16 protein-coding genes and 1 riboswitch are annotated in these 24,004 nt (G+C 69.3%); of the genes, 7 read left to right on the top strand and 9 right to left on the bottom strand.

Going from position 1 to position 24,004, the window contains the following annotated elements; all coding sequences use genetic code 11:
- Window positions 1-689: 689 nt before the first annotated feature.
- Both ACGFI8_RS22180 and ACGFI8_RS22175 read left to right on the top strand, forming a co-directional pair.
- Entirely contained in the window at window positions 690-1,199 is a 510-nt protein-coding gene (locus ACGFI8_RS22180; protein WP_392807497.1) for a SigE family RNA polymerase sigma factor, read from the top strand.
- Window positions 1,196-2,266 (top strand): hypothetical protein, encoded by a 1,071-nt coding sequence (locus ACGFI8_RS22175; protein WP_392807495.1) that lies wholly within the window; start codon window positions 1,196-1,198, stop codon window positions 2,264-2,266. The genes ACGFI8_RS22180 and ACGFI8_RS22175 overlap by 4 nt, the downstream gene beginning before the upstream one ends.
- A 371-nt stretch (window positions 2,267-2,637) precedes the next feature.
- On the opposite strand, the gene ACGFI8_RS22170 is transcribed toward ACGFI8_RS22175, so the two are convergent.
- Window positions 2,638-3,615 (bottom strand): hypothetical protein, encoded by a 978-nt coding sequence (locus ACGFI8_RS22170; RefSeq protein WP_392807494.1) that lies wholly within the window; start codon window positions 3,613-3,615, stop codon window positions 2,638-2,640.
- Between the two features lie 434 nt (window positions 3,616-4,049).
- On the opposite strand from ACGFI8_RS22170, the gene ACGFI8_RS22165 reads away from it, so the two are divergent.
- Window positions 4,050-4,730, top strand: coding sequence for a hypothetical protein (locus tag ACGFI8_RS22165; RefSeq protein ID WP_392807492.1), 681 nt, complete (start codon window positions 4,050-4,052; stop codon window positions 4,728-4,730).
- Window positions 4,731-5,134: 404 nt separating this feature from the next.
- Here ACGFI8_RS22165 and ACGFI8_RS22160 read toward each other — a convergent pair whose 3' ends face one another.
- Window positions 5,135-5,776 (bottom strand): MBL fold metallo-hydrolase, encoded by a 642-nt coding sequence (locus ACGFI8_RS22160; RefSeq protein WP_392807491.1) that lies wholly within the window; start codon window positions 5,774-5,776, stop codon window positions 5,135-5,137.
- Window positions 5,777-5,853: 77 nt separating this feature from the next.
- Here ACGFI8_RS22160 and ACGFI8_RS22155 point away from each other — a divergent pair, with 77 nt between their 5' ends.
- Window positions 5,854-6,249: a hypothetical protein gene (locus tag ACGFI8_RS22155; protein WP_392807490.1), complete on the top strand. Its 396-nt coding sequence runs from the start codon at window positions 5,854-5,856 to the stop codon at window positions 6,247-6,249.
- A 41-nt stretch (window positions 6,250-6,290) separates the two neighbouring features.
- Here the strand turns inward: ACGFI8_RS22155 and ACGFI8_RS22150 are convergent, their stop codons facing one another.
- The 5 genes from ACGFI8_RS22150 to ACGFI8_RS22130 all read right to left on the bottom strand — a co-directional run bounded on the left by ACGFI8_RS22150 (window position 6,291) and on the right by ACGFI8_RS22130 (window position 18,083).
- Window positions 6,291-12,656 (bottom strand): RHS repeat-associated core domain-containing protein, encoded by a 6,366-nt coding sequence (locus tag ACGFI8_RS22150; RefSeq protein WP_392807489.1) that lies wholly within the window; start codon window positions 12,654-12,656, stop codon window positions 6,291-6,293.
- A gap of 163 nt (window positions 12,657-12,819) precedes the next feature.
- Window positions 12,820-14,013 carry a hypothetical protein gene (locus tag ACGFI8_RS22145; RefSeq protein WP_392807487.1) on the bottom strand — a complete coding sequence of 398 codons (1,194 nt, stop codon included), beginning with the start codon at window positions 14,011-14,013 and terminating at the stop codon, window positions 12,820-12,822.
- A gap of 655 nt (window positions 14,014-14,668) precedes the next feature.
- Window positions 14,669-14,872: a cold-shock protein gene (locus tag ACGFI8_RS22140; RefSeq protein ID WP_360572441.1), complete on the bottom strand. Its 204-nt coding sequence runs from the start codon at window positions 14,870-14,872 to the stop codon at window positions 14,669-14,671.
- Window positions 14,873-15,376: 504 nt separating this feature from the next.
- Window positions 15,377-17,692 (bottom strand): NB-ARC domain-containing protein, encoded by a 2,316-nt coding sequence (locus tag ACGFI8_RS22135; RefSeq protein WP_392807485.1) that lies wholly within the window; start codon window positions 17,690-17,692, stop codon window positions 15,377-15,379.
- 124 nt (window positions 17,693-17,816) lie between these two features.
- Complete coding sequence (locus tag ACGFI8_RS22130; RefSeq protein WP_392807483.1) at window positions 17,817-18,083, bottom strand: PspC domain-containing protein; 267 nt, start codon at window positions 18,081-18,083, stop codon at window positions 17,817-17,819.
- Between the two features lie 183 nt (window positions 18,084-18,266).
- On the opposite strand from ACGFI8_RS22130, the gene ACGFI8_RS22125 reads away from it, so the two are divergent.
- The 3 genes from ACGFI8_RS22125 (at window position 18,267) to ACGFI8_RS22115 (ending at window position 20,123) form a co-directional block, all read left to right on the top strand.
- Window positions 18,267-18,998, top strand: a complete 732-nt coding sequence (locus ACGFI8_RS22125) for a DUF6086 family protein (protein ID WP_392807482.1) — start codon at window positions 18,267-18,269, stop codon at window positions 18,996-18,998.
- Window positions 18,999-19,023: 25 nt separating this feature from the next.
- Window positions 19,024-19,150: riboswitch (TPP riboswitch) on the bottom strand.
- A 238-nt stretch (window positions 19,151-19,388) separates the two neighbouring features.
- Window positions 19,389-19,637, top strand: coding sequence for a hypothetical protein (locus ACGFI8_RS22120; protein WP_392807480.1), 249 nt, complete (start codon window positions 19,389-19,391; stop codon window positions 19,635-19,637).
- A 42-nt stretch (window positions 19,638-19,679) separates the two neighbouring features.
- Entirely contained in the window at window positions 19,680-20,123 is a 444-nt protein-coding gene (locus tag ACGFI8_RS22115; RefSeq protein ID WP_392807478.1) for a DUF1622 domain-containing protein, read from the top strand.
- On the opposite strand, the gene ACGFI8_RS22110 is transcribed toward ACGFI8_RS22115, so the two are convergent.
- Both ACGFI8_RS22110 and tkt read right to left on the bottom strand, forming a co-directional pair.
- Window positions 20,098-21,903, bottom strand: coding sequence for a glycoside hydrolase family 15 protein (locus ACGFI8_RS22110; protein WP_392807477.1), 1,806 nt, complete (start codon window positions 21,901-21,903; stop codon window positions 20,098-20,100). The two genes, ACGFI8_RS22115 and ACGFI8_RS22110, sit on opposite strands and share 26 nt — an antisense overlap.
- 30 nt (window positions 21,904-21,933) lie before the next feature.
- Complete coding sequence (tkt, locus tag ACGFI8_RS22105) at window positions 21,934-23,997, bottom strand: transketolase (protein WP_392807475.1); 2,064 nt, start codon at window positions 23,995-23,997, stop codon at window positions 21,934-21,936.
- Window positions 23,998-24,004: the final 7 nt, after the last annotated feature.

Here is a 24,004-nt window from a genome sequence, read left to right as displayed (position 1 = left end):
CCAGCGGTGGCGGTACGCAGACACACACACGCCCAGGACGACAGCAACGGCGACAGCAACCGCACCGAACGAGGCCGTTCCGACGCAGCACCATGCAGGCAGCGGAGCAGACATCCCGGCCCGCCGACCGGGAACACGATCGCGTCTCTTAATCTGCGACGCGGCGTACTTCTCCTCAAAGCCCCTGACCAGGGATTCCTCCCTGGTCAGGGGCTTGTTTGCGATCTTCACATGCCCAGCGCCGGTCACGGTCGATGCAGCGGCCAGCCGGGTGTCGTTCGCGCCGTTTCGAGACCTCGTCCGCCAACACGGCCAGCGGTAGGTCGAGGCAGACCGCCATCGCCGCCAGGACGGCCGGATGCCGTGCTCGTAACGGGACACCTCATGACGCGTCAGCGTTGGGCGGGCCGGAGACGGCACAGAGCCGGTCTGCGAGATCACGCTCTCCATCGACTACGCCGGCGACGAGGTCGCCCTCGGCGCCCCCGGCGAAGACCTCATCGGCCGTATCCCGGGCAGCCGTACCCGGGATCAGGACAGCCCGGCTACCCGCCTGCACCGCCCAACCAGCAACAGAGATGGCCCTCTTGACCAACTCCATCACAGGCCGGCCGGAACCACTCAAGCCGGGCGAAGAAAGTTTCGATGCCTGACAACCGGCCAGGCCGTTGAGGTGTCCTAGGTTCGTGATGAGATGGGCCGCGCCGGACCAATTCGCCGAATTCGTGCGCGGGAGACATGCCGCTCTGCTGCGTTACGCGTACCTGCTGTCCGGGGATCCACACCTCGCACAAGACCTGGTGCAGGATGCACTAGAACGCGCCGGCATCGCTTGGCGGCGGATCGAGCGGCAGGGCGACCCCGAGGGCTACATACGCCGGATCATCACCAACCGCTACCTGAACCGGGTCCGCTCTCTGCGCCGGGAACACCTGGTCGGTGACGCACCCGAAACCAGCGGCGTCGTCGTCGAGCCGTCCGACGGCTCCCTGCTCCGGCTGCTTGATTGCCTGCCACGCCAGCAACGCGCGGTCATGGTGCTGCGCTACTACCTGGACCAGTCCGAAGCGCAGATCGCCGAGGTCCTCGGCTGCTCAGCCGGAACGGTCAAGAGCACCGCGTCGCGGGCGCTCAACCGGCTGCGCCGTGAGCTCGCCTCCGAAACTCACCCGCGACCGGCGGAAGAAGGTATCCGATGAGCTTCGACCCGCAGACCATCGAAGCGGACCTGCGCGCCGCGATGCGCACCGGCCCGTCACAGGTCGCCGCCCGGCCCGACCCGGTCGCCAGAGTGGAATCCGGCGTCACCCGGCGCCGGCGCCGAAGGCTGCTGGTCACCACCGCTGCGGCAGCACTGGCGGTCGGCACGGTCGTCGCAGGGACCGGCCTCATCATTGATCGCCCGTTCCGCTCCACCGCGGACACGTCCACGGCCGTCGGCGCCGAGCCCGTCGCCGCCGCGCCGCAGATCCTCCGTCGCTCCCCGCGACCCGATCGGCAGCCGTGCAGGATCGACAACGTCGACTCAATGGACTGGATCGTGCAGTCGGCACCGTGGGGCCTGTCCACAGGACTCGCGCTGCGCCCGAACAACAGCGATCGCTGCACCCTTTCCGGCAGGCCACAGCTGTCGGGCATCAACACCGCCACCGGCGCGTCCGAACCGATCGCCGCCGTCGACGCCGGCCAACTCGACACCAGCGTCACCCGGCAATTCCCGGCCACCATCGATCCGGGAGAGCCCGCGCGCATCGAGATCCGCGGCGGCAAATGCCCCGCCGGCCAGGAACCCCGCTCCTACCGGAGCCTGGTCGTCACGGTTGGTACCCAGAAAATCCCTCTTCCCAGCTCCCGCAGCCTGACCGGGATCTGCGGCGCGGACGTCAGTCAGTGGTTCGTCGAGCCACCCATGCTGTACGCCGCCCTGAACGCCAAGCTTGAGGCACCAAGAGTTCTGGGCCGCGGACAGGATTTCACCTACACCGTCCAGATCGACAACGTGTACGCACGCAACTATCCGCTGTCGTCGTGCCCGATCTTTCGCCTCGGGATCGCTGCCACGGACATCGGGCCGTGGCAGCGCATCAACTGCACTCAGGCCGCCATCCACGGCCACGACAGCATCAGATTCACGCTGCACGGCCAGATCCCGCCGGACACCGAGCCGGGCCAGCACAAGCTCACTTGGATGGCCGCGATGAGCACCGGCGAAGCCACCATTGCCGACATGGGAACCGGCGGCACAACCGTCACCATCACCCGTTGACCGAGAACCTCACGACGCGGACGTTGACCGCAGTGCTCGCCTTCCAGCAGCCGGTTGACGCGCGAAAGTGACGACGGTCACACTACATACGCAGGGTGATCGATGGAACACTCGGCAACCCGGGCTCGCCTGAAAGATGCAACTTCACTTCAGGAGCCATAGACGGCGTTCAGTTCACGTAGCGTCATTTCCGTTCAGGCCGCTGTCCGACGGCTGGTTTGAGGGGTCGCGTACCACTCGCCGAGCACCGTCGTGGACTGCTCGTCGCCGCCCAGGTCCGCACCGATCGCGCTGCCCGCAATCGACGCGGCACCACGGCTGCCGGTCGTCGGGCAGCCGAGACAACGAGATAGCCGCGCCGGGAACGCACCCTACGCGGGCTTCGTGGTGCGCCGTCCCTCTTCCCTCCACCATGCCGCGTACGTGCCGTCCCATGGGAGAGGGTCCCTTCGCGGACCGTCGGAGCGGTACGTGCGCCGGGTGGGGAAGACCGTGACTCCCATTTCCGCCTCGGACTCCCGCGAAGCGAGCCTCACTTCGTCGAAAGAGTCGTCCACCGAGACGATCGGCCGGCCGCTCATGACGACGTGAATGTGGTCGAAGATGCCGTGTTCGAACGAGTCGAATACGGTGATCGTCAAGAAGCAGGCGCCAAGCGGGTTGGGCGGGTCGGGTTTCTCGCGGGCGTCCGCCCACTCCGCAATCGTGTGACCCGCTCCCCATTCGAACAGGGCTACCTCTCCCGGTCGCAAGAGGCGCTCTCTCCTCGCGTTGGTCGCCTCCACGAACTGGGCCTCGTCATCGAGTCGCACCCGTGCGGTGGTCGCGCCTTCGTTGATCAGTACACCCCGGGTCTGAAACCACATGAGCCCGTTACGCTCTCCATTTCGCGCGAAGAGCCGCGCTGGCGAGGCCGCTTCGGCCTGCGCCACAGAACGATGGTCAAGTAGTCGCAATTCGTTCCCATAGGGCATCCGATCACGCGACGCGTCGATCAGTGGGGGCCATTTCGGCGCCTCAAGCAGCGCGACGACGAGGGGGGCCCGCTCGTCCGTCCTGGCGCGTGCCGCTTCCCGGACCACCGCCGTGGCGGCTTTCAGCATTTCTTGAGCGAGGACGACCTGCTCGTCGGCGGCTTTCGCCTGAGCCGCGTTGATCTCGACCTGTTTCTGCAACTCGGGCAACTGCTTGGCAGCGGTTCGGGCCGCACCGCGCCCCGAGCGAGCGGCCGAGGCGCCGGCAATCGCCGCGGCGACCGCACCTATGGCTGAGATGATCTGAATCCACCCGGCCAACGTCAAACGGTCAATGTTGGCTGTCAGCGCATCCCAAAAACCCCGCACGGCCAAGGCCTACCTTCAAGAGAGACTCACTCTTGTGGCCGGGTCCGTGCTGGGCTCGGCCGCTCACCAGTTGATGTGCGACCTGCCCCGCTCGGGAAGGTATAAGCGCTTGATGCCGAGGTGACGGCCGCGGCTGCGGCCCGCCGCGCCGGCGCACCCTCGACGGCGGGCAAACCGGCGACAAACTCTTGGAAGCTTCGCGATCCACCTGGCAGAAGGGTTTATATCGATCAGCTTGGCCGACGAGCGACGCCACGCGGTGAGCGACTGCACCCGGTTACCTCTGGAGGGGGCAGGCGGACCAAGCCGCTTACGCCGGGCGACTGCGGAGCATGACGGCGCGTTGACGCCTTCTGGACAGCAGCGCGCAGACAACCGGCGCTCGGGGGTGCGCGTCAATACGGCGCCAAATTCCCATCACGAACCCGGAGGTCCGTGCCGTGAACCGTTTCGTCCCCACTGTCCGAATCGCCATCCTGGTCGGCGCGATCGCGGCACTGCTGCTAGCCGGCTGTTCGCCCGAGTTGGCCGGCGCGCCGTCGACTGCCGCCCCCAGCACCACTCCGCCCGCGGCATCCCCGCCGGGCGCCACGTCTGCCACGCCTCCACCGGGCACGCAGACCCCGCCGCCCCGGGACGAGGGCGACTTCACCGTCCGCTATGGCTGGGCCGTCCCCTCGCAGCAAGTGACCGTCAAGCACGACGTGGCCGTTCCGCCGGTGCCGACGCTCGTCGAGGTGCGGGCCGGCGACCACACCGCCGACGGGTTCGAGCGCGTGACGTTCGCCTTCAGAGAAGCTTTCTCGGGGTACCACTTCCAGCTCGTCCGGCAGGTGACGCAGGACGGCAGCGGGGACCCGGTCCGCCTGCCCGGCAACAGCTTCGTGCAGATCGTGTTCAACCCGGCGTACGCACACGACGACGCCGGGCACGCGACCGTGCCGATGGGTTTGCAGCGTCCGGGATTCCGGCAGCTCAACGGCTACCAACTCACGGGCGACTACGAGGCATATGTCACGTACGGGTTCGGGTTCAGCAGCCGGCCGCAGATCAGGGTCGGGGAGCGTACCCGCCCGGACGGGACGTTCGTCGTGGCGTTCGACGTGCGGTCGGCCCGATGAGAAGACTCAGCGGCGGCCCGACGACTCGTTCCAGCGAAGCGAAGCCGCAGGTCAGCCCCAGTGCGGCGAGTTCTGGCGCGGCACAGGGTCTACCGGCCGCCGACTGCTCGCCAGATTCCAATTCGAGCCCCTGACCTGGGGCTCCACCCTGGGTGGGGGCTTTCCCGTCCACACGGACAACGTGCCGGGGTGTCCGCCGCCGTGGGCCGCACTGCACGCTTGACTGCGTTAGCACGGGCGCAGGTGTGCCGGAGGTCAGGCGATGCCCTGGCCCCGGACCCGCTGTAGGGTCTTGCGTGACAGCTCCGGCTGGACGATCGCCATATTGGTCCGATCTGACATCGACCTGATAGTCGCCATGGGACAGGCCGACCAAGGCAGGGTGACAGGCATCTGGCGGCGGGTCAGGCGCTCGCGACGGGGTCGAGCCGGGCGTAGTCGCTGCCCGACAGCAGCGACATGAATTGGGTGACCAGTTGGTTCCCGATGTCGTTGAGCATGCCGTCGTGCAGCGCGAAGGCCCGGCGCGGCTTGATCGCCCGGACGAACTCGACCGCCTCGGTCAACTTCAGCCAGGGTGCCGCCACCGGCACGAACAGCGTGTCGACATCGGCGTCGGCGGGCACGTCGAACGAGTCACCCGGGTGGTAGACGCCGCCGGCGGCGCCCTCGCCCTCGACGAAGAAGCCGACGTTGGCCACGCGCGGCAGCTCCGGGTGAATGATCGCGTGCAGGCCGCCGTAGGCGCGGACCTTGAAGCCCGCGGCGGTGAACTCGTCGCCCGGCACGACCTCGGTGACCGCGCCGCCGAACTCGCCGAGCTTCGGGGTGACCTCCGGGTGGGTGAAGACGGTGACCGCGGGCCGCTTCGCCACCGCGTCGACGAGCTTCTGCACGTCGAGGTGGTCGAAGTGCTCGTGCGTCAGCAGGATCGCGTCGACCCCGTCGACCGACTCCAGCTCCGTGAACGCGCCCGGGTCGATCACGATCACCGCCCCGTCACGCTCCACGCGCACGCAGGAGTGTGTGTATTTGACGATCTTCATCCGTGTGACCTCCTCGACGCCGAAACGAGACGTAACGCGAGGAAACAGGGGCCGGGTCGCCGCGTCGGACCGGGCGCATGACCCCCACGAACGTGACCCTACCCGGGAGGCAGCATGTCAACACGGCAGTCGCGATGGCGGCTCACGCTCGCGATGTCGGCGGCAAAGTCACCATCGGCCTCCCCTCAGGCCGGTCGACGAAGGGCACGATCACGGCGGTCGGCGTGCCGACGGAGAAAGAAGGCAGCAACGGCAAGACCGTGGTGATCCCCGTCGTCGTCGCTCTGGCCGATCCGGCGGCGGCTGGCCCGCTTCAGCAGGCGACGGTGACCGTGAACGTCCCATCGGCGGTGCGCGAGAACCTGCTCTCGAGGTCGCGCTGCTGGAACTGCCTGACAACGTGGCGAAGCTGGTCATCGAATGGGTCCGCGAATCTGGATAGCGTCCCGAGACAACAGCGTGACAGCCGCTGACCAAGGGCAGGGCCCTGGTCAGCGGCTGTTGCATCGTCTGCCTACGTCGGGCACTTGATGGGTGGCGGGCCGTAGGTGAAGTTGACGATCGGGGTGCCGATCCAGCTGCTGCCGATGGTCACGACGGCTTGGCGTTTATCGTTGGCGGCTGTCTGCAGCCAGCTCTGCAGCTCGAACTGACCGAAGACGAACCCCACGCCGCAGGTGAGGCCGAGGAGGAAGCCCACCACGGCAGTACCGATCATGCCGATGGCGCCGCAGATGAGGCCGCTGACCACTGCGGCCCCGAGGACGCCGCCCAGCGAGGCGAGGACGTTGACGAGGTGGCCGGCTTCGGTCGGGGAGATCGCCACCGTGCACGTGACGCCCACGAATCCGGCTCCGCAGCCGGCCTTGTAGTCCGGGACGGAGCTGCTGCCACAGGCCTGCTGGCCGTTGAGATCGGTGGTGTTGAGCGGGTCGCCGAAGGAGTACGTGTAGAGGTTGGCGCAGCCACCGTCCACCGGGTCGGGGCTGAGGAACCGGCCCTCGGCCGCCTGGAACGCGCGGGCACCGAGGATCGTGATGTTGGTGACGGTGTCGGTGAGCTTGCCGCTGGTGCCGAACGGGCCCATCGTGTTGCCGCCGCCGACGTTGTTCGGCGGCTGGCTGCCGGAGGCGGTCTGGCCCCAGGGGTTGTAGCTGGTGGGGGTGTTGATCCGGGTGCCGGAGTTGTCGGTCAGAACCGTGTAGTTGCCGCGCAGGTCGGGGTACGACCACAGGTTTCCGCCGCCCTGGACGGTGAGCAGCACGCCGCCCGGCAGGGTGACCAGGCGCTGCTGGAGGTTGTTGCTGGCGTCGAGGGTGGCCACCGGGGCGTCGCTGTAGCCGCTGTAGGCGTAGCGGGTGGTGCCGCTGCTGCTCACGTGGCTGATGACCCGGTCGAGCGGGTCGTAGCCGTAGCTTGTCGTGGCGCCGGAGGCGGTCGTCGAGGTCATGCGGTCGGCGGCGTCCCAGCCGATGGTGGTGCCGTGGTCGTTGGTCTGGTTGCCGTGACCGTCGTAGCCGTACTGGGTGTTCGTAACGCCGTTGGCGATCGACGAGACCAGCTGGTCCGCGTTGTTGTAGCAGTAGTGGGTGCTGGCCGCGGTGCCGTTGGTCGGGGTGACGGTGACGTTGGTGCGGTTGGTGTTCGCCCCCTGGCCGAGCGCGGCGCAGTTGTCGCCGGCGACGTTGTTGGCGTAGCTGTACGTCGCCTGGGCGCCGGGCAGGTAGGCGGTGACCAGGCGACCGGCGCCGTCGTAGGTGTAGTCGGTGGCGGTAGGCCCGGCCGGGTTGGGGTTGGTGAGGCTGGTGCCGTTGATGTCCTGGAGCTCGCTGGTGATCCGTTGCGCGGCCGAGCGGGTCGCCTGGCTGCCGCCGACGAGGGCCCCCGAGCTGGTGTTGGTGAAGACCAGGCTGTTCTGTGCGCCAAGGCCGTCGTACCCGACGGTCGCCGTCGTGCCGTTGGCGTAGGTGACGCTGGTCAGCCGCCCCGTAGCGAGGTCGTAGTGGTTCGTCGCCATGAGGGTGCCGTTGACGGTGACGGTGTTGACGGCACCGCTGTTGGGGTCGTATGCGGTGCTGATCGAGCCGCCCGGCCCGGTGGTCGCGGTGGTCTGCCCCGACTGGTTGTAGGTGACCGTGCTGGTCTGCCCGTAGGAGTCCGTGTAGCTGACCATCCGGCCGATCAGGTCGCTCGTCGACGTGACGGTCCTGGTGCCGTCGGAGACGTTGGCCACCAACGGGTTGCCGCCGACGGAGTACCCGTAGGTGACGGTGCGCGCGGGCGCGCCGTTGAACGCGGGCCAGCTCTGGCTGGCCAGCCGGCCTCGGGTGTCGTAGCTGGTGCATTCCCAGGGCACGCTGCTGATGCTCGTCGACGGACCGACCCGCCGACCCACCGGCCGACCGGTGGCGTCATACACGAACTGCTGTTGCCGCGCGGCGGCGCCGGCCGTCGGGGCGGGGTCGATCTGGCTCTGCAACTGCCCGCCCTGCGGCGTGTTGGCGGCGACCCCGCAGACCGCGGCGAGCGGGCCGCCGGTGCCGCTGTAGTAGCTGTAGGTGGTGGAGTTGCCGGCCGGCAGCGTGCGGGACGTCTTGCGCAGGAACGTCGTCGTGCTCGGCGTCTCGTAGGCGGTCACGGTGGTGAGGGCGTCACCGGTTCCGGCGCCGACGGTGGTCGACGTCGGCAGGCCGTACTCCGGGCCTAGGTTCGTGGCCGAGTAGCTGGTGGCCGTCGTGTGCCCGTCGGGATCGGTGACACTGGTCTGCAGGCCGTAGCTGGGCGAGAACATCGACGACGGCATCTCGGCCGCGGTCGCGTAGTCCGAACTGGTCGACCAGCGCAGCTCGTACTCGTTGAGCTGGGTCGCCGACCCGGTGAAGTCCAGCCGGAAGCGGTGCACGCCGGCGCTGAAGCTCTGCCCGCCGTTGCTGGCCGCGTTCGGCTGGCCGGGCAGCCACAGCCCGCCCTCCGGGGTGTCGTTCATGACCTGGAGGTCGTCGATGTAGGCGCGCGCCGGTTGGGTGGACCACATCCACAGATACACCATGCCGGAGGTGGGGAAGTTGATCGTCCCGGTCATGCGCAGGCTGAAGGTGCCCGAGGCGTCCGAGCCGACCGGCGGGGAACCGGCGGGCCAGACGCCGCACATGCCGTTCACCGTGGTGCAGAACGGCGTCACCCGGGTGCCGCCCGAGCCGGTGCCGTGCGACGCGGCCGGCCCGGCGAACTCCCCGTTGGACCAGAAGGTCTGCGCGAGGCCGCTGATGTTCTCGTCGTACCCGCGATGGGTGTGCGGGATCACGGGCACCTGGCAGTTGAGCGTGCTCTGCGGGTTGGCGACGGGAAGGTACCCCGTGATCGGGCTGTTGGGTGTGACACCGCTCGGCCAGCCGCCGCTGAAACATGCCAGCGGCGCCGGCCCGTACGTGTCGGTCAGGTTGCCCCCGGCGTCGTAGACGCTGCTGGTCTGCTCGCCGGCCACGTCCACCGTGGCGATCGGCCGGTCGAGGTTGTCCCACACTGCGCTCGACGGGCGGCCCATGGAGTCGACCTTCTTGGTGACGCGGCCCTTGTCGTCGTGGACCAGCTGGCTGGCGTACCCGCTGCCCGGGCCGAACCCAGCGATCGACACGTTGGTCGTCGTGGCCTGGTAGCTGTAGATGCGCGTCGGCCGCGGCGCACCGACGGTCGGCGCCGGCTGGATGATCCGGGCCACCTTCGATCCGCTGTAACAGATCTGCGTGTCCACGGGAGGCACGTTGATGCCGGTCGTGCCCGACGGGCAGGCGACCGGGGTACCGGCCGGGTTGCCGCTGGTGACGTAGTCGGTGGCGAGCGCGTCGCGGATGTCGGCCAGCCGGTTGTCGCTGTCGTAGCCGAACAGCATGACGTTGTTGCCGGGGTTGGTCACGGACGCGATCTGCCCGTTGGTGTTGTAGCCGAACGCGGTGGAGGTGGCGTCCCAGTAGGCGATCGTGCAGAGGTATCCGGTCGGCGCATGGTTGGCGGCGGGGCAGTTGCTGTCGCCGCCGTAGTACAGGTTGATGGCCCGGCCGGACACCGGGTCGGTGATCGTGCGCAGCACGACCGGGCTGCCGCGGTAGCTGTACTGCAACGCGGCCGGGTGCCGGTCGTCCCTGATCGTGGTCAGTGTGGCGAGGCTGCCGTCCGCGTTGAACGTGTAGAGGTAGTTGTCCGATGTGGACAGTTGCAGGCGGCCGGCGCCGTTGACGCTCAGGTAGTCCTGATCGCCGGGCGGTGCGACGTAGTAGCCCTGCGGGTTGAGCGTGAACGTGGCGGTGTCACCGGTCGCGCTCTGCAGCACCACCTGGTTGCCCTGGTCGTCGGCGCGGGTCCAGCCCACGCTCATCGGGCTGGCGGACAGCGACCAGCCCGGCGGCAGCCCGGCGGGCTGCGGCGTGAACCAGCTCGACGACGGCAGGACGGCCTGCTTGCCGGGGTCGCTCTCCGCGGTGTTCTTCGCCCACAGCTGGATCGTGTTTGTGAAGTACGCGTCCTCGTCCCACGCGTCGACCCGGATGCTGTGCTGGGTTCCGCCCGCCACCGTGGCGGTGCCGAACGAGGCCTTGTTGGTCGGGGCGTTACCCGACCAGTTGTCGTATATGGGGGTACTGGAACCGTCGAGGTAGACGCGCAGCCCGCCGGTGCCGAGACCGCCGAGTTGCCAGGTACCGGGCGGCAGTGATACCTGGCCGGTCCAGCGCGCCAGGAACGAGTCGTAGGGCCCGATGCCGCCCACCGGCCGCTGCCCACCGCTCCACGTCTGGTTGACGCCGGGTTCGACGCGCTGACCGACGGGGGTGGTCGGGAACGTGTGACTGCCATCGGCGTCGATGAAGTACTGGGTCAGCAGGCCGTAGTTGGAGCCGGTCGAGACCGACGACTCCGCGGAGTTGTACGCCAGGCTGATCCCCGCCGGTCCGGACAGTGTCTGCAGGGAGTGGGTGGTCACGGACACCGCGAGGTTGCCGGTGACCATGTCCACGGTCTCGCTGGCCGGCGGCATGCCCGGCGACGGCGAACCCTGGCTCGGCGTGCTGGTGGAACCGGGCGCGGCTCCCACGGTGTCGGTCGGCGACGGTCCGCCGCCGCCGAGCCGCTTCTTCACCTGGAACTTGACCGCGGGCAGTGGAGCCGCGGGCGGCACATACGACGGCTGCGTCTTGTCGAACTGCTGGGAGATCGCGACCCGGACCGTCGCGTAGTAGGTCACGCCGTCGTGCAGGGTGCCCGGCGGTACCGTCCACGAGGTCTGGTCCCACGTCAGCCAGCCGGAGTCGGCGACGACGCCGGTGCCGTTCTGGATCGGCGTCGTGGCGATGGTGAAGTTGTATGCCGCGCCGCCGGTCTCGCCGGTGACGGGCGCCGCGACCAGCGTGGGCGTGGCGGTCGCGATGGTGCTGCCGCTGGTCGGCGAGGTGATGCTGGTTGGCGGCGGCTCCGCGAGGTACATGAAGTTGCAGTAGACCTCGCTCGGGTTGAAGTTGACCATGGTACCCCGGCCGATGCCCGCCTCGTTGGTGACCACACCGAACCAGCCGTAGTTCCGGTTGGCCATGTACGACGTGACGTCGGTGTAGATGAACGACCAACCGCCGGCCGGCGGGTTGACCACGAGCGGCTGGCCGGTCGGGATCGCCGCGAACGACGGTACGTCGTTCGCGGCGTTCGACTCGCCGTAGACCGCCATGGCGGTGAGGTTGCAGAAACCGATGCAGTCGGCGTTGAAGGACGCGTCGACGAGCTGCCATGGCGGCGCGCCGGGCGCCAGCGCCGGCTTCGTGGGGGCGGCCACGTACGCCGCGCTGCGCCACACGGTCCCGGTGGAGTCCACGCCGTTCTTCATCACACCCTGCTGGGTGATGCCGGTGTTGCTGACGCTCGCGATCACACTGGCGGTCTTGTGCGAGACGCGGAAGGTCGGGTCCACGACGACCGGGAACGCCGACGCCGGCAGGGAGGCCAGCCACTGCGGCGACACCGACAGCCGCACCACGTTGCCGCTCGCAGTCATCCGGACCTTCGACGCCGCCGTCTGGTCCGGCGACACGGCGTCCGGGTGGTTGGGGTTGTGCGACTTGGCCAGCGTGCTCGAGGCGGTGACGATCGGCGCCGGCAGGTTGCCGACCTGGTCGCCGCCGGACATCAGGTTCAGCCCGCCCTTGCCGTCCGGCGCCGCGGTTGCCCCGGAGAGCACGAACGAGAAGCTGGCGGGCGCGTTCGGGCCGCTGAGCACCAGATCCTCTTCCACGCCCGTCGAGGAGACGTGTTCGGTGAGGTCGGTCTGCGGCCAGATGCCGTGGTACGTGGCGGTGTCGCGGACAACCGACGGTACCTGGCCGGGATCCTTGACCTGCTGCGGCGTGACGGCGAACTCGTGGGTACCGATGGTGAAGCGCTCTGCCCCGGCCGGCGATCCGGCCGGACCGAACACGACCCGCCAGTCGTTCGCACCCGACTGCCACGAGCCGGGCTCGCCGGGCACCGGTGACAGACTGGAGTCGATGGGCTCCCACCCGCCCGATGAGGTCTGGTAGTACTTCGGCGCCAGGTACTGGTGCACCGAGCGCGAGCCATCCGAGTTGCGCCAGGTGGAGGTCGACGCCGTCCGCTCGCTGACGATCTCCTGGACCGGCTTCGGCCGCTCGCGCGACCCGGCCGGCGAGAAGCTGCCCTGCGGCGACTGGGTCGCCGGACGGGCGAGCGTGTCGGACGACAGCAACGTCACGGGCGTCCGGCGCGGCAACCCGGCGGGGGTGTCCCCGGCGTAGGCCAGCGGAGCCAGCAGCAGTATCACGCCCGCGACGGCCAGCCGCCGCAGCACGTTCGGACGCAGGATGCGACGCGAAGCGCGCACGATGTCCTCCCCCGGTGATCCATCGATAGATCCCGAAGCCTGCCACGGATCGTGTCGCCCCGATGACCAATCCGAGAAACGTGCATCGATGTTGGTCTCGCGTTCACGTTCATCGGTGTTCTCGGCGGGTCCCCGGCGCCGGGCCGGGGACCCGCCGGATCCGTTACACGGGGTTGAAGGACGGGTCGAGCGCCCGCAGGTCGCTCGCGATCTGGCCGCAGGTGTGCCCCAGGGGTGCGCTGGCGAGCAGGCCGAAGCCGTAGCTGAGGATCTGCGCGGAGTTGCTGCAGACCCCCGACGAGGCACCGAACACCGAGGCTACGAGCGCGTTCTTGTCGGGGCCGGCGAGCTGGTTGTACGACACGACGTTGTAGACCTCGTGCCGCACCGGGAACTGGGCGTTCAGCACACCGCTGCCCAGCCGCGCCGGCTGGCTGACGCCGTTGCTGTCCACCATCGCGCGCAGCACCGCGTTGTGCCGCTTGTCGTGGTGCCCCCTGTTCTGCGAGATCCACTCCGCGATCGGGAACGGGCACAGCGCGGTGGGGTCGGCCGCGAGCACGGCGCCGTCGCCCTCGTCGACATTCGTCGAGGTGCCGACGATCTGCCGGTGGATGCAGGAGGGCGGCGAACTGGCGTTGAACGCGAAGGTCTGGGCCCAGAACAGGGCCGTGTCGGTGCCCGCGCCGGGCAGGTACAGGTGCACGGGCTGGTGCGTCGCATCGGTCACGGTGCCGTCGGGCGTGTAGGTCACTCCGCCGACCGTGACCGAGCCGCACGTGCGGTACAGCGTCCGCAGGTTCGCGACGGTGAACTGGTCGGCGTTGACGATGGCCGTGGCGACAGCCGGGTCGGTCCCGGTGACGGCGGTGCTCGGACCGGTCGCCACCGCGATGCCGTCCAGCCCGAACGGCATGTAGATCAGCCCCCCGTTCGCCGAAACGTCCGCTGCGGACGGTGGCAGCCCGCTGCGGGCGAAGTCCACGCACCCGGCCTCGGGCGGGTCCGAGAGCTGCGGCGCGGTGGTGTTGGGGTTGATGGACTTGCGTAGTGCGGCGATGCCAGTGGCGGAGCTGTTCGGCCGGGTCATCGTGCACCCGGGCTTCGGCTGGATCACACCCAGCACGGCACCGGTCGCCGGGTCCACCGCGTCCCAGGAGCCGACGTAGCCGAGGCCGATGCTGGTGGCGATCGCGTCCATCACGTACTGCGTGGTGGCCGATCCTACGCCGGCGAGCCCCGTGCTCGGATCGGCAGCGGCCGGCCCGGTCACGCCGGCGACGAGCCCGGCCGCGGCGGTGAACGCCGCGAGGCTCCCCGCCAGGAGCGTTCGCCCACGCATGGGTCTTGCGGTCATGAAGGGTCCCTTCCCCCGAAAGACGCCCCGCCGGTACCTGTCCCGACACCGGCCGAGCAAGGTTGGACCTGCATGATCGCGCGCGCCACGGTGGCGTGTCCGCCGCGAAAGGTGAAGGTGCGATGAATATCCGTCGATGCGTTCTCAGTCGATGAGGGTGCGGAGCTGTTCCTGCCAGGCATCGGTGTGGATGGCGCGGCCGGTGAAGCGTTCGCGCGATGCGGACGGCCGGCAGCCGCTGGGCGGCCTTGCGGTAATCGGACCCGGCCGAGCTCGCGTCGGCGGAGATCCCGGCGACGTGGAAGTTGAGCAGATCGAGGGCCCGGTTGAGCTGCGCGGCCTGGTCGGCGTCGCGGCGCTTGGATTGATCGCGCGGATCAGTTCATCGCGATGGCCGCGGCGATCGGGCCTACGACGTCGATCGATGACACGCCGTCCCGTGCGAAGTGTTGTCAGCCGCGACGAATCCCGCTGACAGACAGGGGGACGCGGCCGGACACCTCGCAGAGCGAGTGAATGGCCGACCGGTCGGGGACACGGTCGATGGCATCATCGATGCGCACTGGTCTGTTGGTCACGACGGAGACGGACTGAGCGCCCGCACAGAGACTGTGCGGGCGCTCAATCTTCGCTGTGGGTTCCTGCCGGGGGCCGGTCAGACGCCGCGGACGTTCTCCGCCTGCGGACCCTTCTGCCCCTGGGTCACCTCGTATTCAACCTTCTGGCCTTCCGCGAGCTCACGGTATCCACCGCTGGCGATGGCCGAGTAGTGGACGAAGACGTCCGCTCCTCCGTCATCCTGCTGGATGAAGCCGAAGCCCTTTTCGGAATTGAACCACTTGACGGTACCGCGGGCCACACGTTCCTCCTGATGGTGGTGGGAACCCGTCCGTCGCCAATCGCCGGCGACAAACTCCCACCCGGACCGACCATACCCCCTCCGTCAGACCCGCCCATCATGGCGTGCACCGCCCAGGGAGGATAAGGAGTCGCCGGCTCCCACCCGGACAGCTGCGGACGGCGCCGTACGCCGAAGGGCACCCATGTAACGGGTGTTGAACAGGTTCGCACTGCCCGGTTGCGGACTTCGCCATGGGCGGGGCACCGGGACGTCACGGTGGCAGCGTGAGGCCGGACTGGACCGCTCCGTCGTCGGAGCGACCGATTACCACCCGCAACGGTCTTCCGTCGATGGCTGATGCCCTACCTGGTCGTGTCGCCCTCTCCCGTGAGCTTCCTGGCCTCCTGTGCACCCTCGGTTGCGGCCACAATGCCTGGCCCGCGCGCGGCGATAGCAGCCTGGATGCGCTGCTACGGCGCAGTTTCCGACATCGGACTCCGGCGGGCCGACGCGCAGCAGCGACTATGCGGATCTCCGGTCACCGCGGTGGACGCCGGCGACCCCTGTCCTCTGGTATCCGAGTGTGTCTGCCTGCGCGCGGTCTTCGACCGCTTCGACGCGCCGCCCCAGACGGTCCAGGATCCGGGCGCGCTGGACGCGGGCCTCACCCTCACGGTAGGCATCGCCGAGGCGGCGGTACGCCGAGATGCCCTCCCCGAGCCGGTCGAGCGCCCGCTCGTGTGCGCCCAGCCGGCCACCGACAACGCCGAGTGCGACCAGGGCTGATGCGGCGCCGGAACCGATCCGGAGACCGCGGAAGATTCGCAGCATCTCGTCGAACTCATGCTCGGCGTCATCGAAGCGACCGTCGTCGTCGGCGAGCCAACCGCGCTCCTGATAGCAGTAGCCCAACAGATAATCGTCGCCGATCCTGGTGGCGAGCCCGAATGCCTCCTCGATGAATACTTCCGCGTCCGCCCGGTGTCCGGCGAACTTGTGTCCCAGTCCCAGACCCAGCAGGACCCAGCCACGCTCCCCACTGTCGCCGTTCCTGCCGCTCTCTCGAATCAGCTCGTGCGCCCGTTCGAGCATCGGGAGACTGAGCTCGGGCTCGCGCAGGACGTTGTACAGGGTGCCGAGCGCCGTGCGGACCTCCACCTCCTCGTCGACCTCGCCCAGGGTGACGAACAGGTCGAGGACGCGCAGCAGGGCGGTCTCCGACTCGGCAAAGCGATGCAGGTCCCGCAGCGCCTCCCCGTACCGTCGCCCGGTCTGTGCGATCTCCCACGTGTCGCCCGCCGCCTCGGCGAGAGCGAGCCCCTCCTCCGCCGCCGGCAGAGCCCGCTGGACCTCACCGACGAACGTCCACGAGTGCGACACCCAGCGCAGCGCACGCGCCCGCCGCATGTCCTCGCCGGTCGTCCGGGCCGCCTCGGCCGCCGCCTGCCAGGCCGCGAGCCGGTCGAACGGGTCCGCGAGCCGGCCCGCCTTCGCGTCGACCAACGCCAGCACTTCTCGCGGACACTGCGCACCCTCATGCAGTACCGCAGGGATGTCTTCGAGCTCGCCTGCCTCTGTCAGCCACAGCAGCAGCCGCCGTAACGTTTCCCGGGTCTCGGCTGGATCGAGGTTCTCTTCCGCGAACAACCGCAGGAGATCGTGGAGGTGGTACCGCTCCGGACTGGGCGACTCCACAAGGAATGCGTCGACGAGCCGCTCCAATGACTCCGCCACCACGCCTCGGTCCAGCCCTGCCCGCGCGGACGCCGCGCCGAGCCCGAACACCTGACCCGGATGCGATCCGGCCCGGCGGAACACCATCCTGTCCACTTCGGACAGCTCGGCGTACGCTGCCTGAAACGTGACTCGTACCGCGAGATCCCCCTGCCGCAGCTCGTCGAGCCTGCGCCGATCGTCTTTGAGACGTTCCGCGAGCGCCGACGGCGTCCACTGAGCGCGAGCCCGCAGCCGCCCGCCGATGATCCGCACGGCGAGGGGCAGCCCTCCGCCGACGGCGACGAGCGCCTTGGCCCCTTCTGGGTCGCTGTCGATGCGCTCATCCCCCGCGGTCTCGGCCAGCAGCGCCAGCGCCGCGTCGTCATCGAGCGCACCGATGGCGACGGGCCGCCCGCCGGGCACCGACGCGAGCTGCCGCCGGCTGGTGACAATGGTGGCGCAACGCGTTCCGCCTGGCAGCAGCGGCATGACCTGAGCTGCGTCACGGGCATCGTCCAGAACGACGAGCACGGCCCGGTCGGCAACGGCGGAACGGAATCGGGCCGCGAGCGCGGCCGTGCCACCGCGGCGCTCGTCCTCGGGCACCCCCAACGCCCCGAGGAACCGGGCGAGAACCGCCTCGGCCGCCACCGGTTCCGCGGACGCCCCGAGCAGGGCGGCGAACAGTTGCCCACCGGGAAACCGGCTCCGCACGTCCTGTGCCACCCGCAACGCGAGCGAGGTTTTGCCACTACCGGGCGCGGCCGCCAGGAGAATGACGGGAGCCTCCTGCTGAAGGAGCCGCCCGATCTCGGCCACCTCACGCTCCCTTCCGAACAGCGGCCGCGCGGCGGGCAGTTCGGCCGGCGCCGCAAGCCCGGCCGCCGCTGGGTGCGGCTCTGGCGCCGTTCCCGTCAGCTGCGCCACCTCGGGCGCCGTACCCTGGGGTGGTACAGCCGTCAGGCGCTGCTGCCACACTGCGAGGGCCACCCCGACAACACCGAGCAGGCCGACCGTTGGCCACGCGAGCCACGACACCCCCGCGAATGGATCGGGCAGAGTGCCGCCGGTGGCCACGTTCACAGCCACCGCGAGCAGGACCGAGAACAGCGCGGACGTCACAGCGAGCAGTGCCCCGACCTGACTGCGCCGCACCGCGCCCTCCCGTCGTCACACCCTTCAATCTCGGGACAGCGTATCGATGGATTCGCTACGGGTGCACGCCCCCGATTTCCGTGGCATCCGGCTACACGGCGTTGGTGTGGGTAGTGGTCGGCGTCAGCGGCGCGACCGGCGCTGCCGACGTCTCGGCCGGCATGAGGATCCACAGGATCGGGTAGATCAGGATTTGGCTGCCCGGGATGGCCAACAGGATCAACACGAACAGCAGCCGCGCCGGCCACGGGTCGATGCCGAACCGCTGCCCCAGCCCGGCGACCACGCCGCCGAAGACCCGGCCCTGCGTCGGGCGGACCAAGCCGTGCTGGCGCATCGAGCCGTAGACGGTCTCCATTTTGGAACTCCTTTTCGAGGTACCACATCTGATTGATGCATTCAGCATCGCCGCCGGAACGGTCTCAGGGCATCAGGGACCGACCCCGGGCCGCCCCTGGCTGCTGGACCCCGAGCCGTATCCGGGAGTCAAGGCTCGCTGGGTCGTGCGAGCGGCCGACCGGGATCTGGCATCGTTTCGCGCATGGGCATGATCGGGTACGTCGACAGGGTCTCGTTCTGGGAGCCCGGCATGAGCACCGCGCAGGTGTTCTGCACGCAGGTGCGGGCGCTGGAGCAGTGGATTCAGCGTTCCAGTGGCGTGGTGGGCCCCGAGTCCGATGAGCTGTTCTTCGACCCGTTGAAGCTGCGGGAATTCCTGATCTTCCAGCTCAATGCCTGGAACCGTCAGGGTTCGCAGACGACGAAGGCGATGATGCTGGGCATCATGCAGGTGCTCGCCGCGCTGGACAACCACCTCAACGGGCCGCTGCGCGAGCTCAGCGGCAACCCCGAGATCCACGACGGCATGCATGATGCGCTGCCGCCGAATGCGTTGCGCCCCATCCCGTGGGGCCCGCCAGCCGCGGCCGACCTGCCGCAGTCGGTTCGCTTCGAACTCGCGGCAATCGTCCAAGACCTTGTCCGCGGCTGGTACCGGACGCTCGAAGAACGCACCAGCGGTGGGGGCTGGCCCTCCGATCGGCTCCGTGCCGTCGTCGACGCGTATCCGGTGCCGTTGCTCATGCCGCCGCAGCGCATTCCGCCCGACCTGATCAGTGTGGTCGAGGTCGAGGACGACGGACCGCGCCGAGTCAGCGTGATGTCGCTGTGGGACACCGTGTACGGCGTATCTCGCCTGCGCCTGCAAGTCCTCCACGACACCGCCGGCCACCGGATCACCTGGCTCGGCTTCGGCGATCCGCCCTCCGCATGAGGACACAGCATTAGGGCACAACAAAAGACCTACGAGGCGGTTTCCCTTCGCCGGCATTGCCCGGATCAGGTAGTGGGGATCGCCGTTCAGCCTCTCGGTCGTTCAGCCTCTCAGCTCAACTGTCATCCAGTTGGGCTCTCCCGCACGTCTCGTAGGCCCACATCCGAAGTTACTCCTGCGGCCAGGCGACGCGGGGTGAGACGCCGGGTGATCGCGGGCCGCGACGCGCCGGGTGACGCGTGTTGAGGTGGGCATCACGGCCAGCAGGTATCCCGTGGTGCGGAAACCCGCAGCCGGAGAATCCCGCTGGCGCCGAGGTGGTCGCGCACCGGTACGAGCGAACGTGGACTCAACGCCCACGCCCCCCGTTGGAACAGGCAGGTGATCCACATGACGACCCGCACCGTTGACCCGGTCCAGTGCATGGCACTGTTCGTCTCCGACGCCTCCACGGCCCGCGACCTCGACAACGCCGCGATCCGCGAGACCGTCGACCGCACGCTCGAACTGCTCGGGCCGGACGAGTGCTACGCCCGCGCCGCGGAAGTGTTCGGCGACCGTCCCGAGACGGCGCTCGACCGGATCCAGTGGGCGCGCGAGCTGTGCACCCGCGCGATGGCGGTCCCGGCAGCCGTGTAAGCCGCCGCAACGCGGCTTCCCGGTACTAGTCTGGTTGCCGCAATGGCTTTCACGGACGTGATGGAACACGCGGCTCAGGGCTTCGAGGCGTTCGGCGTCTTTGTCCTGTTGTTCGGCCTGGTGTGGTCGGTCGTCCTCGCTGCCCGGATCTGGCGCGCCGCGGGCGGCCGCCGTGGGTATCTGGCACTGCGCGAGACGTTCGGCGGCGTGCTGTTGCTGGGCCTGGAGATCCTGGTCGCGGCCGACCTGATCCGCACCGTGGCGATCTCGCCGACGCTGCAGAGCGTGTCCGTTCTCGGGCTGATCGTCCTGATCAGGACGTTCCTGAGCTTCTCGCTGCAGATCGAGATCGATGGGGTACCGCCATGGCGGCGCGCCCTGACCACCGGCGTCGAGGCGGTGGCCCAAGCGGCCCGGGCACACGGGACGGGCCGATCCGAAAGCCCGGGCGTCGAGCAGGTCAACCGAGAGCCCGGTCAAGATTGAACGCGGCGCTGATCAGCGCGAAGTGCGTGAAGGCCTGCGGGAAGTTGCCCTGTTGCTCACCGGTGCGGCCGATCTGCTCGGCGTACAGGCCGAGGTGGTTGGCGTAGGTCAGCATCTTCTCGAAGGCCAGCCGCGCCTCGTCGAGCCGCCCGGCCCGGGTGAGAGCCTCGACATACCAGAACGAGCAGATCGAGAAGGTGCCCTCCTCCCCGCGGAGACCGTCCGGGCTGGCGGTGGGGTCGTAGCGGTACACCAGCGAGTCGGACACCAGCTCGGCGGCGAGCGCGTCGAGGGTGGCGAGCCATTTCGGGTCGGTGGGCGCGATGAACTTGCTCAGGGGCATCATCAGGACGGCGGCGTCGAGGACGTCGTTGTCCTCCTGCTGGACGAACGCCTGCCGGGTGATGGACCAGCCGCGTCGCATGATGTGCCGATAGATCGCGTCTCGGGCCCGCGCCCAGTGCGGGATGTTCGCGGGCAGGCCGCGGTGGTTGGCCATCCGCATGGCGCGTTCGATCGCCACCCAGCACATCAGCCTCGAGTACAGGAAGTTCCTGCGCCCGCCGCGGGTCTCCCAGATGCCCTCGTCCGGCTGGTCCCAGTGGTCGCAGACCCAGTCCACCACGGCGGAGACCGCATCCCAGAGGTCGCTGGAGATGGGCTGTCCCCACTTGTCGTAGAGGTAGACCGAGTCGATGAGCGCACCGTAGATGTCGAGCTGGAGCTGGTCGGCGGCGGCGTTGCCGATGCGCACCGGGGCCGAGCCCTGGTATCCGGCCAGGTGGTCCAGTTCGAGTTCGGGCAGGTCGGTGCGGCCGTCGATGCCGTACATGATCTGCAGCGGCCCGGACGGACTGTCGCCCTGCCGGGTGATGCGATCGGCCAGGAACGTCATGAAGGCCTCGGCCTCGCCGGTGAAGCCCAGTCGCAGCAGCGCGTAGGCGCAGAAGGCGGCATCGCGGATCCACACGTACCGGTAGTCCCAGTTGCGCTCGCCGCCGATCCGCTCGGGCAGGCTGGTCGTCGGCGCGGCCACGATCGCGCCGGTCGGTGCGTACGTGAGCAGCTTGAGGGTCAGTGCGGAGCGGTGCACGGTCTCGCGCCACCGGCCGCGGTAGCGGGAGGCGGACAGCCACCGCCGCCAGAACGCCACCGTGGCGGTGAACTCCTGCTCGGCCTCGGCGTGCGGGCACCCGCGGGGCTCGACGTCGTCGCCGACCCGGTCGAGCGCGAACACCGCGGACTCGCCCTCCAGGAGCTTGAACGTCGCCGTCGCGTCCAGTGCGTCGTGTTCGACCGGCACCGTGGCGGTCAGCGCGAGCGCCAGGTCGGCGGACTCGAAGCGAATCTGCCCGGCGTGCCACCGGACGGTGTGCGGCTGCCTGGCGTAGTCGAACCGGGGTGCCACCCGTGCCCGGAACGGGATCGCGCCGCGCACGCACAGGACGCGCCGGATCAGCCGGTGGCGGCCCTCCTCGCCGGAACCACCGGTGATCGGCATGAAGTCCTGGACCTCGCCCACGCCGTCCTCGGTGAAGAACCGGGTGATCAGCACGTTGGTGTCGGGGAAGTAGAACTGCTTGGTCCGCGCCGGCGCGTCGGCGGCCAGCTCGAACGACCCGCCCCGGTCGGCGTCGAGGATCGAGGCGAACACGCTCGGGGCGTCGAAGCAAGGACAGCAGTACCAGTCAATGGTGCCGTCGGTGCCCACCAGGGCCACGGTGCGCAGGTCGCCAATCAGTCCATGCTCGGCGATCGGCAGGTAGCCGGCGCCGTCCATAACTTACTGCTTACCCGTTTCGAGGCCCGCCTAACGAGCGGCCACCTGTTCCCGGGCCGCCTGCGACACCCGTTCGGGCGTGAAGCCGAACTTCGTCAGCAGCTGCTTGAGGGGCGCGGAGGCGCCGAACGTGTGCATGCCGATGATCGCGCCGGAGTCCCCCACGTACCGTTCCCAGCCGAGCGTGGATGCCTGCTCGATCGCGACCCGGGCCCGCACGGACGGGGGCAGCACCTGATCGCGGTACCGGCGTGGTTGCCGGTCGAACAGCTCCCAGCACGGCATGCTCACCACGCGGGCCGCGATGCCGTCGCCGGCGAGGTCCTCCCGCGCCGAGAGCGCGAGTGCCACCTCCGAGCCGGTGGCCAGCAGGATCACGTCCGGCTCGCCGGACGGCGGGTCGGCCAGCACGTACCCGCCCATCGCGACCCCGGCCGCGGCGGCCAGCCGGCTGCGGTCCAGGGTGGGCAGCGGCTGCCGGGACAGGACGAGCGCCGCGGGCTCGCGCCGCAGCCCGGCGACGACCCGCCACGTCTCGACCACTTCGTTCGCGTCGGCCGGCCGGAACACCAGCAGCCCCGGCATGGCCCGCAGCGACGCGAGCTGCTCGACGGGCTGATGGGTCGGTCCGTCCTCGCCGACCCCGATCGAGTCGTGGCTGAAGATGTGCAGCGTCGGGATCTCCATCAAGGCCGACAGCCGGATCGCCGGACGGGCGTAGTCGGAGAAGATCAGGAAGCCCGACCAGTACGGCCGGAGCTTGGTCAGCGCCATCCCGTTGGCGATCGCCGCCGCCGCGTGCTCGCGAACGCCGAGGTGGAAGTTGCGTCCGAGCCGGTCGTCGGCCTGGAAGTCGCCGGCGCCGGGGAACACGAGGCGCGTCTTGGTGGACGGGGCGAGGTCGGCCGATCCGCCCAGCAGCCACGGCACCGCCTGCGCGAGCTCGTTGAGCACCTGACCGGAGGAGTCGCGGGTGGCAAGGCCCTTCGCATCGGCCGGGAAGGTGGGCAGCGCATCCTGCCATCCGTCCGGAAGTTCCCGTCGCTGCATCCGCTCGATCTCGTCGGCCAGCTCCGGATACCGCGCCCGGTACGTCTCGAAGCTCGACCGCCAGGCCGTGCGGGCCGCGCCGCCCCGGGCACCGATGCCCTGGGCGAAGCAGTCGCGGACCTCGTCCGGGATGTAGAAGTCGACGTCCTGGGGCATGCCGAGGAATCGTTTCGTCGTCCGTACGGCCTCCGGGCCGAGCGGCTCGCCGTGTGCCTGCGCGGTGTCCTCCACCGGGGAGCCGTACCCGATGTGGCTGTGCACGACGACCAGCGTGGGCCGCTCCTGCTCGGCTCGGAAGGTGTGCAGTGCCCGCTCCACGGCGTTGAGGTCGTTGGCGTCCGCGACGGTCGTCACGTTCCAGCCGTACGCCAGGAAGCGCTCGGCCAGGTCCTCGGTGAACGTGATGTCGGTGTGACCCTCGATGGTGGTGCGGTTCGAGTCGTAGATCCAGCACAGGTTGGACAATCGCTGGTGACCGGCGAGCGAGGCGGCCTCCGCGGAGACGCCCTCCATCATGTCGCCGTCCCCGGCGATCGCGTACACGTCGAAGTCGAACAGGGCAAAGCCGGCCCGGTTGTACCGGGCCGCGAGCCATTGGCCGGCGATGGCCATCCCCACCGAGGTCGCGACGCCCTGGCCGAGCGGCCCGGTGGTGGTCTCGACCCCGCTGGTCCAGCGGTACTCGGGGTGGCCGGGACAGCGCGAGTCGAGCTGGCGGAACGTCTTCAGGTCTTCGAGGGTGACCGAGGGGCGGCCGAGAATCTCGTAGTCCGGGTCGACCGCGCGGACCCCGCTCAGGTGCAGCAGCGACCACAGCAGCGCCGAGGCGTGGCCCTCGGACAGCACGAACCGGTCCCGGTTGGGCCAGATCGGATCGGCCGGGTCGAACCGCAGGAACCGCTGCCACAGGGTGTACGCGACCGGCGCGATCCCCATCGGGGTGCCCGGATGGCCGGACTGGGCCCGCTGGACCGCATCCATGCACAGGCCACGGATCGTGTTGATGGACAACGTGTCCAGGTCGGTTGTCGCGGTCGTCAACATCGGGGCC

This window comes from Dactylosporangium sp. NPDC048998 (assembly GCF_043197855.1).
Lineage (GTDB): Bacteria > Actinomycetota > Actinomycetes > Mycobacteriales > Micromonosporaceae > Dactylosporangium.
The sequence above is the reverse complement of the archived record's forward strand: the minus strand, read 5'-3'. Positions and strand labels throughout refer to the sequence as shown.

What these genes read in the sequence shown, in the direction of transcription:
- ACGFI8_RS22180 (WP_392807497.1), top strand. Translation starts at nt 690, where the DNA reads ATGAGATGGGCCGCGCCGGACCAATTCGCCGAATTCGTGCGCGGGAGA.
- ACGFI8_RS22175 (WP_392807495.1), top strand. Translation starts at nt 1,196, where the DNA reads ATGAGCTTCGACCCGCAGACCATCGAAGCGGACCTGCGCGCCGCGATG.
- ACGFI8_RS22160 (WP_392807491.1), bottom strand. Translation starts at nt 5,776, where the DNA reads ATGAAGATCGTCAAATACACACACTCCTGCGTGCGCGTGGAGCGTGAC.
- ACGFI8_RS22155 (WP_392807490.1), top strand. Translation starts at nt 5,854, where the DNA reads ATGACCCCCACGAACGTGACCCTACCCGGGAGGCAGCATGTCAACACG.
- ACGFI8_RS22145 (WP_392807487.1), bottom strand. Translation starts at nt 14,013, where the DNA reads ATGACCGCAAGACCCATGCGTGGGCGAACGCTCCTGGCGGGGAGCCTC.
- ACGFI8_RS22130 (WP_392807483.1), bottom strand. Translation starts at nt 18,083, where the DNA reads ATGGAGACCGTCTACGGCTCGATGCGCCAGCACGGCTTGGTCCGCCCG.
- ACGFI8_RS22125 (WP_392807482.1), top strand. Translation starts at nt 18,267, where the DNA reads ATGGGCATGATCGGGTACGTCGACAGGGTCTCGTTCTGGGAGCCCGGC.
- ACGFI8_RS22120 (WP_392807480.1), top strand. Translation starts at nt 19,389, where the DNA reads ATGACGACCCGCACCGTTGACCCGGTCCAGTGCATGGCACTGTTCGTC.
- ACGFI8_RS22115 (WP_392807478.1), top strand. Translation starts at nt 19,680, where the DNA reads ATGGCTTTCACGGACGTGATGGAACACGCGGCTCAGGGCTTCGAGGCG.
- ACGFI8_RS22110 (WP_392807477.1), bottom strand. Translation starts at nt 21,903, where the DNA reads ATGGACGGCGCCGGCTACCTGCCGATCGCCGAGCATGGACTGATTGGC.
- tkt (WP_392807475.1), bottom strand. Translation starts at nt 23,997, where the DNA reads ATGTTGACGACCGCGACAACCGACCTGGACACGTTGTCCATCAACACG.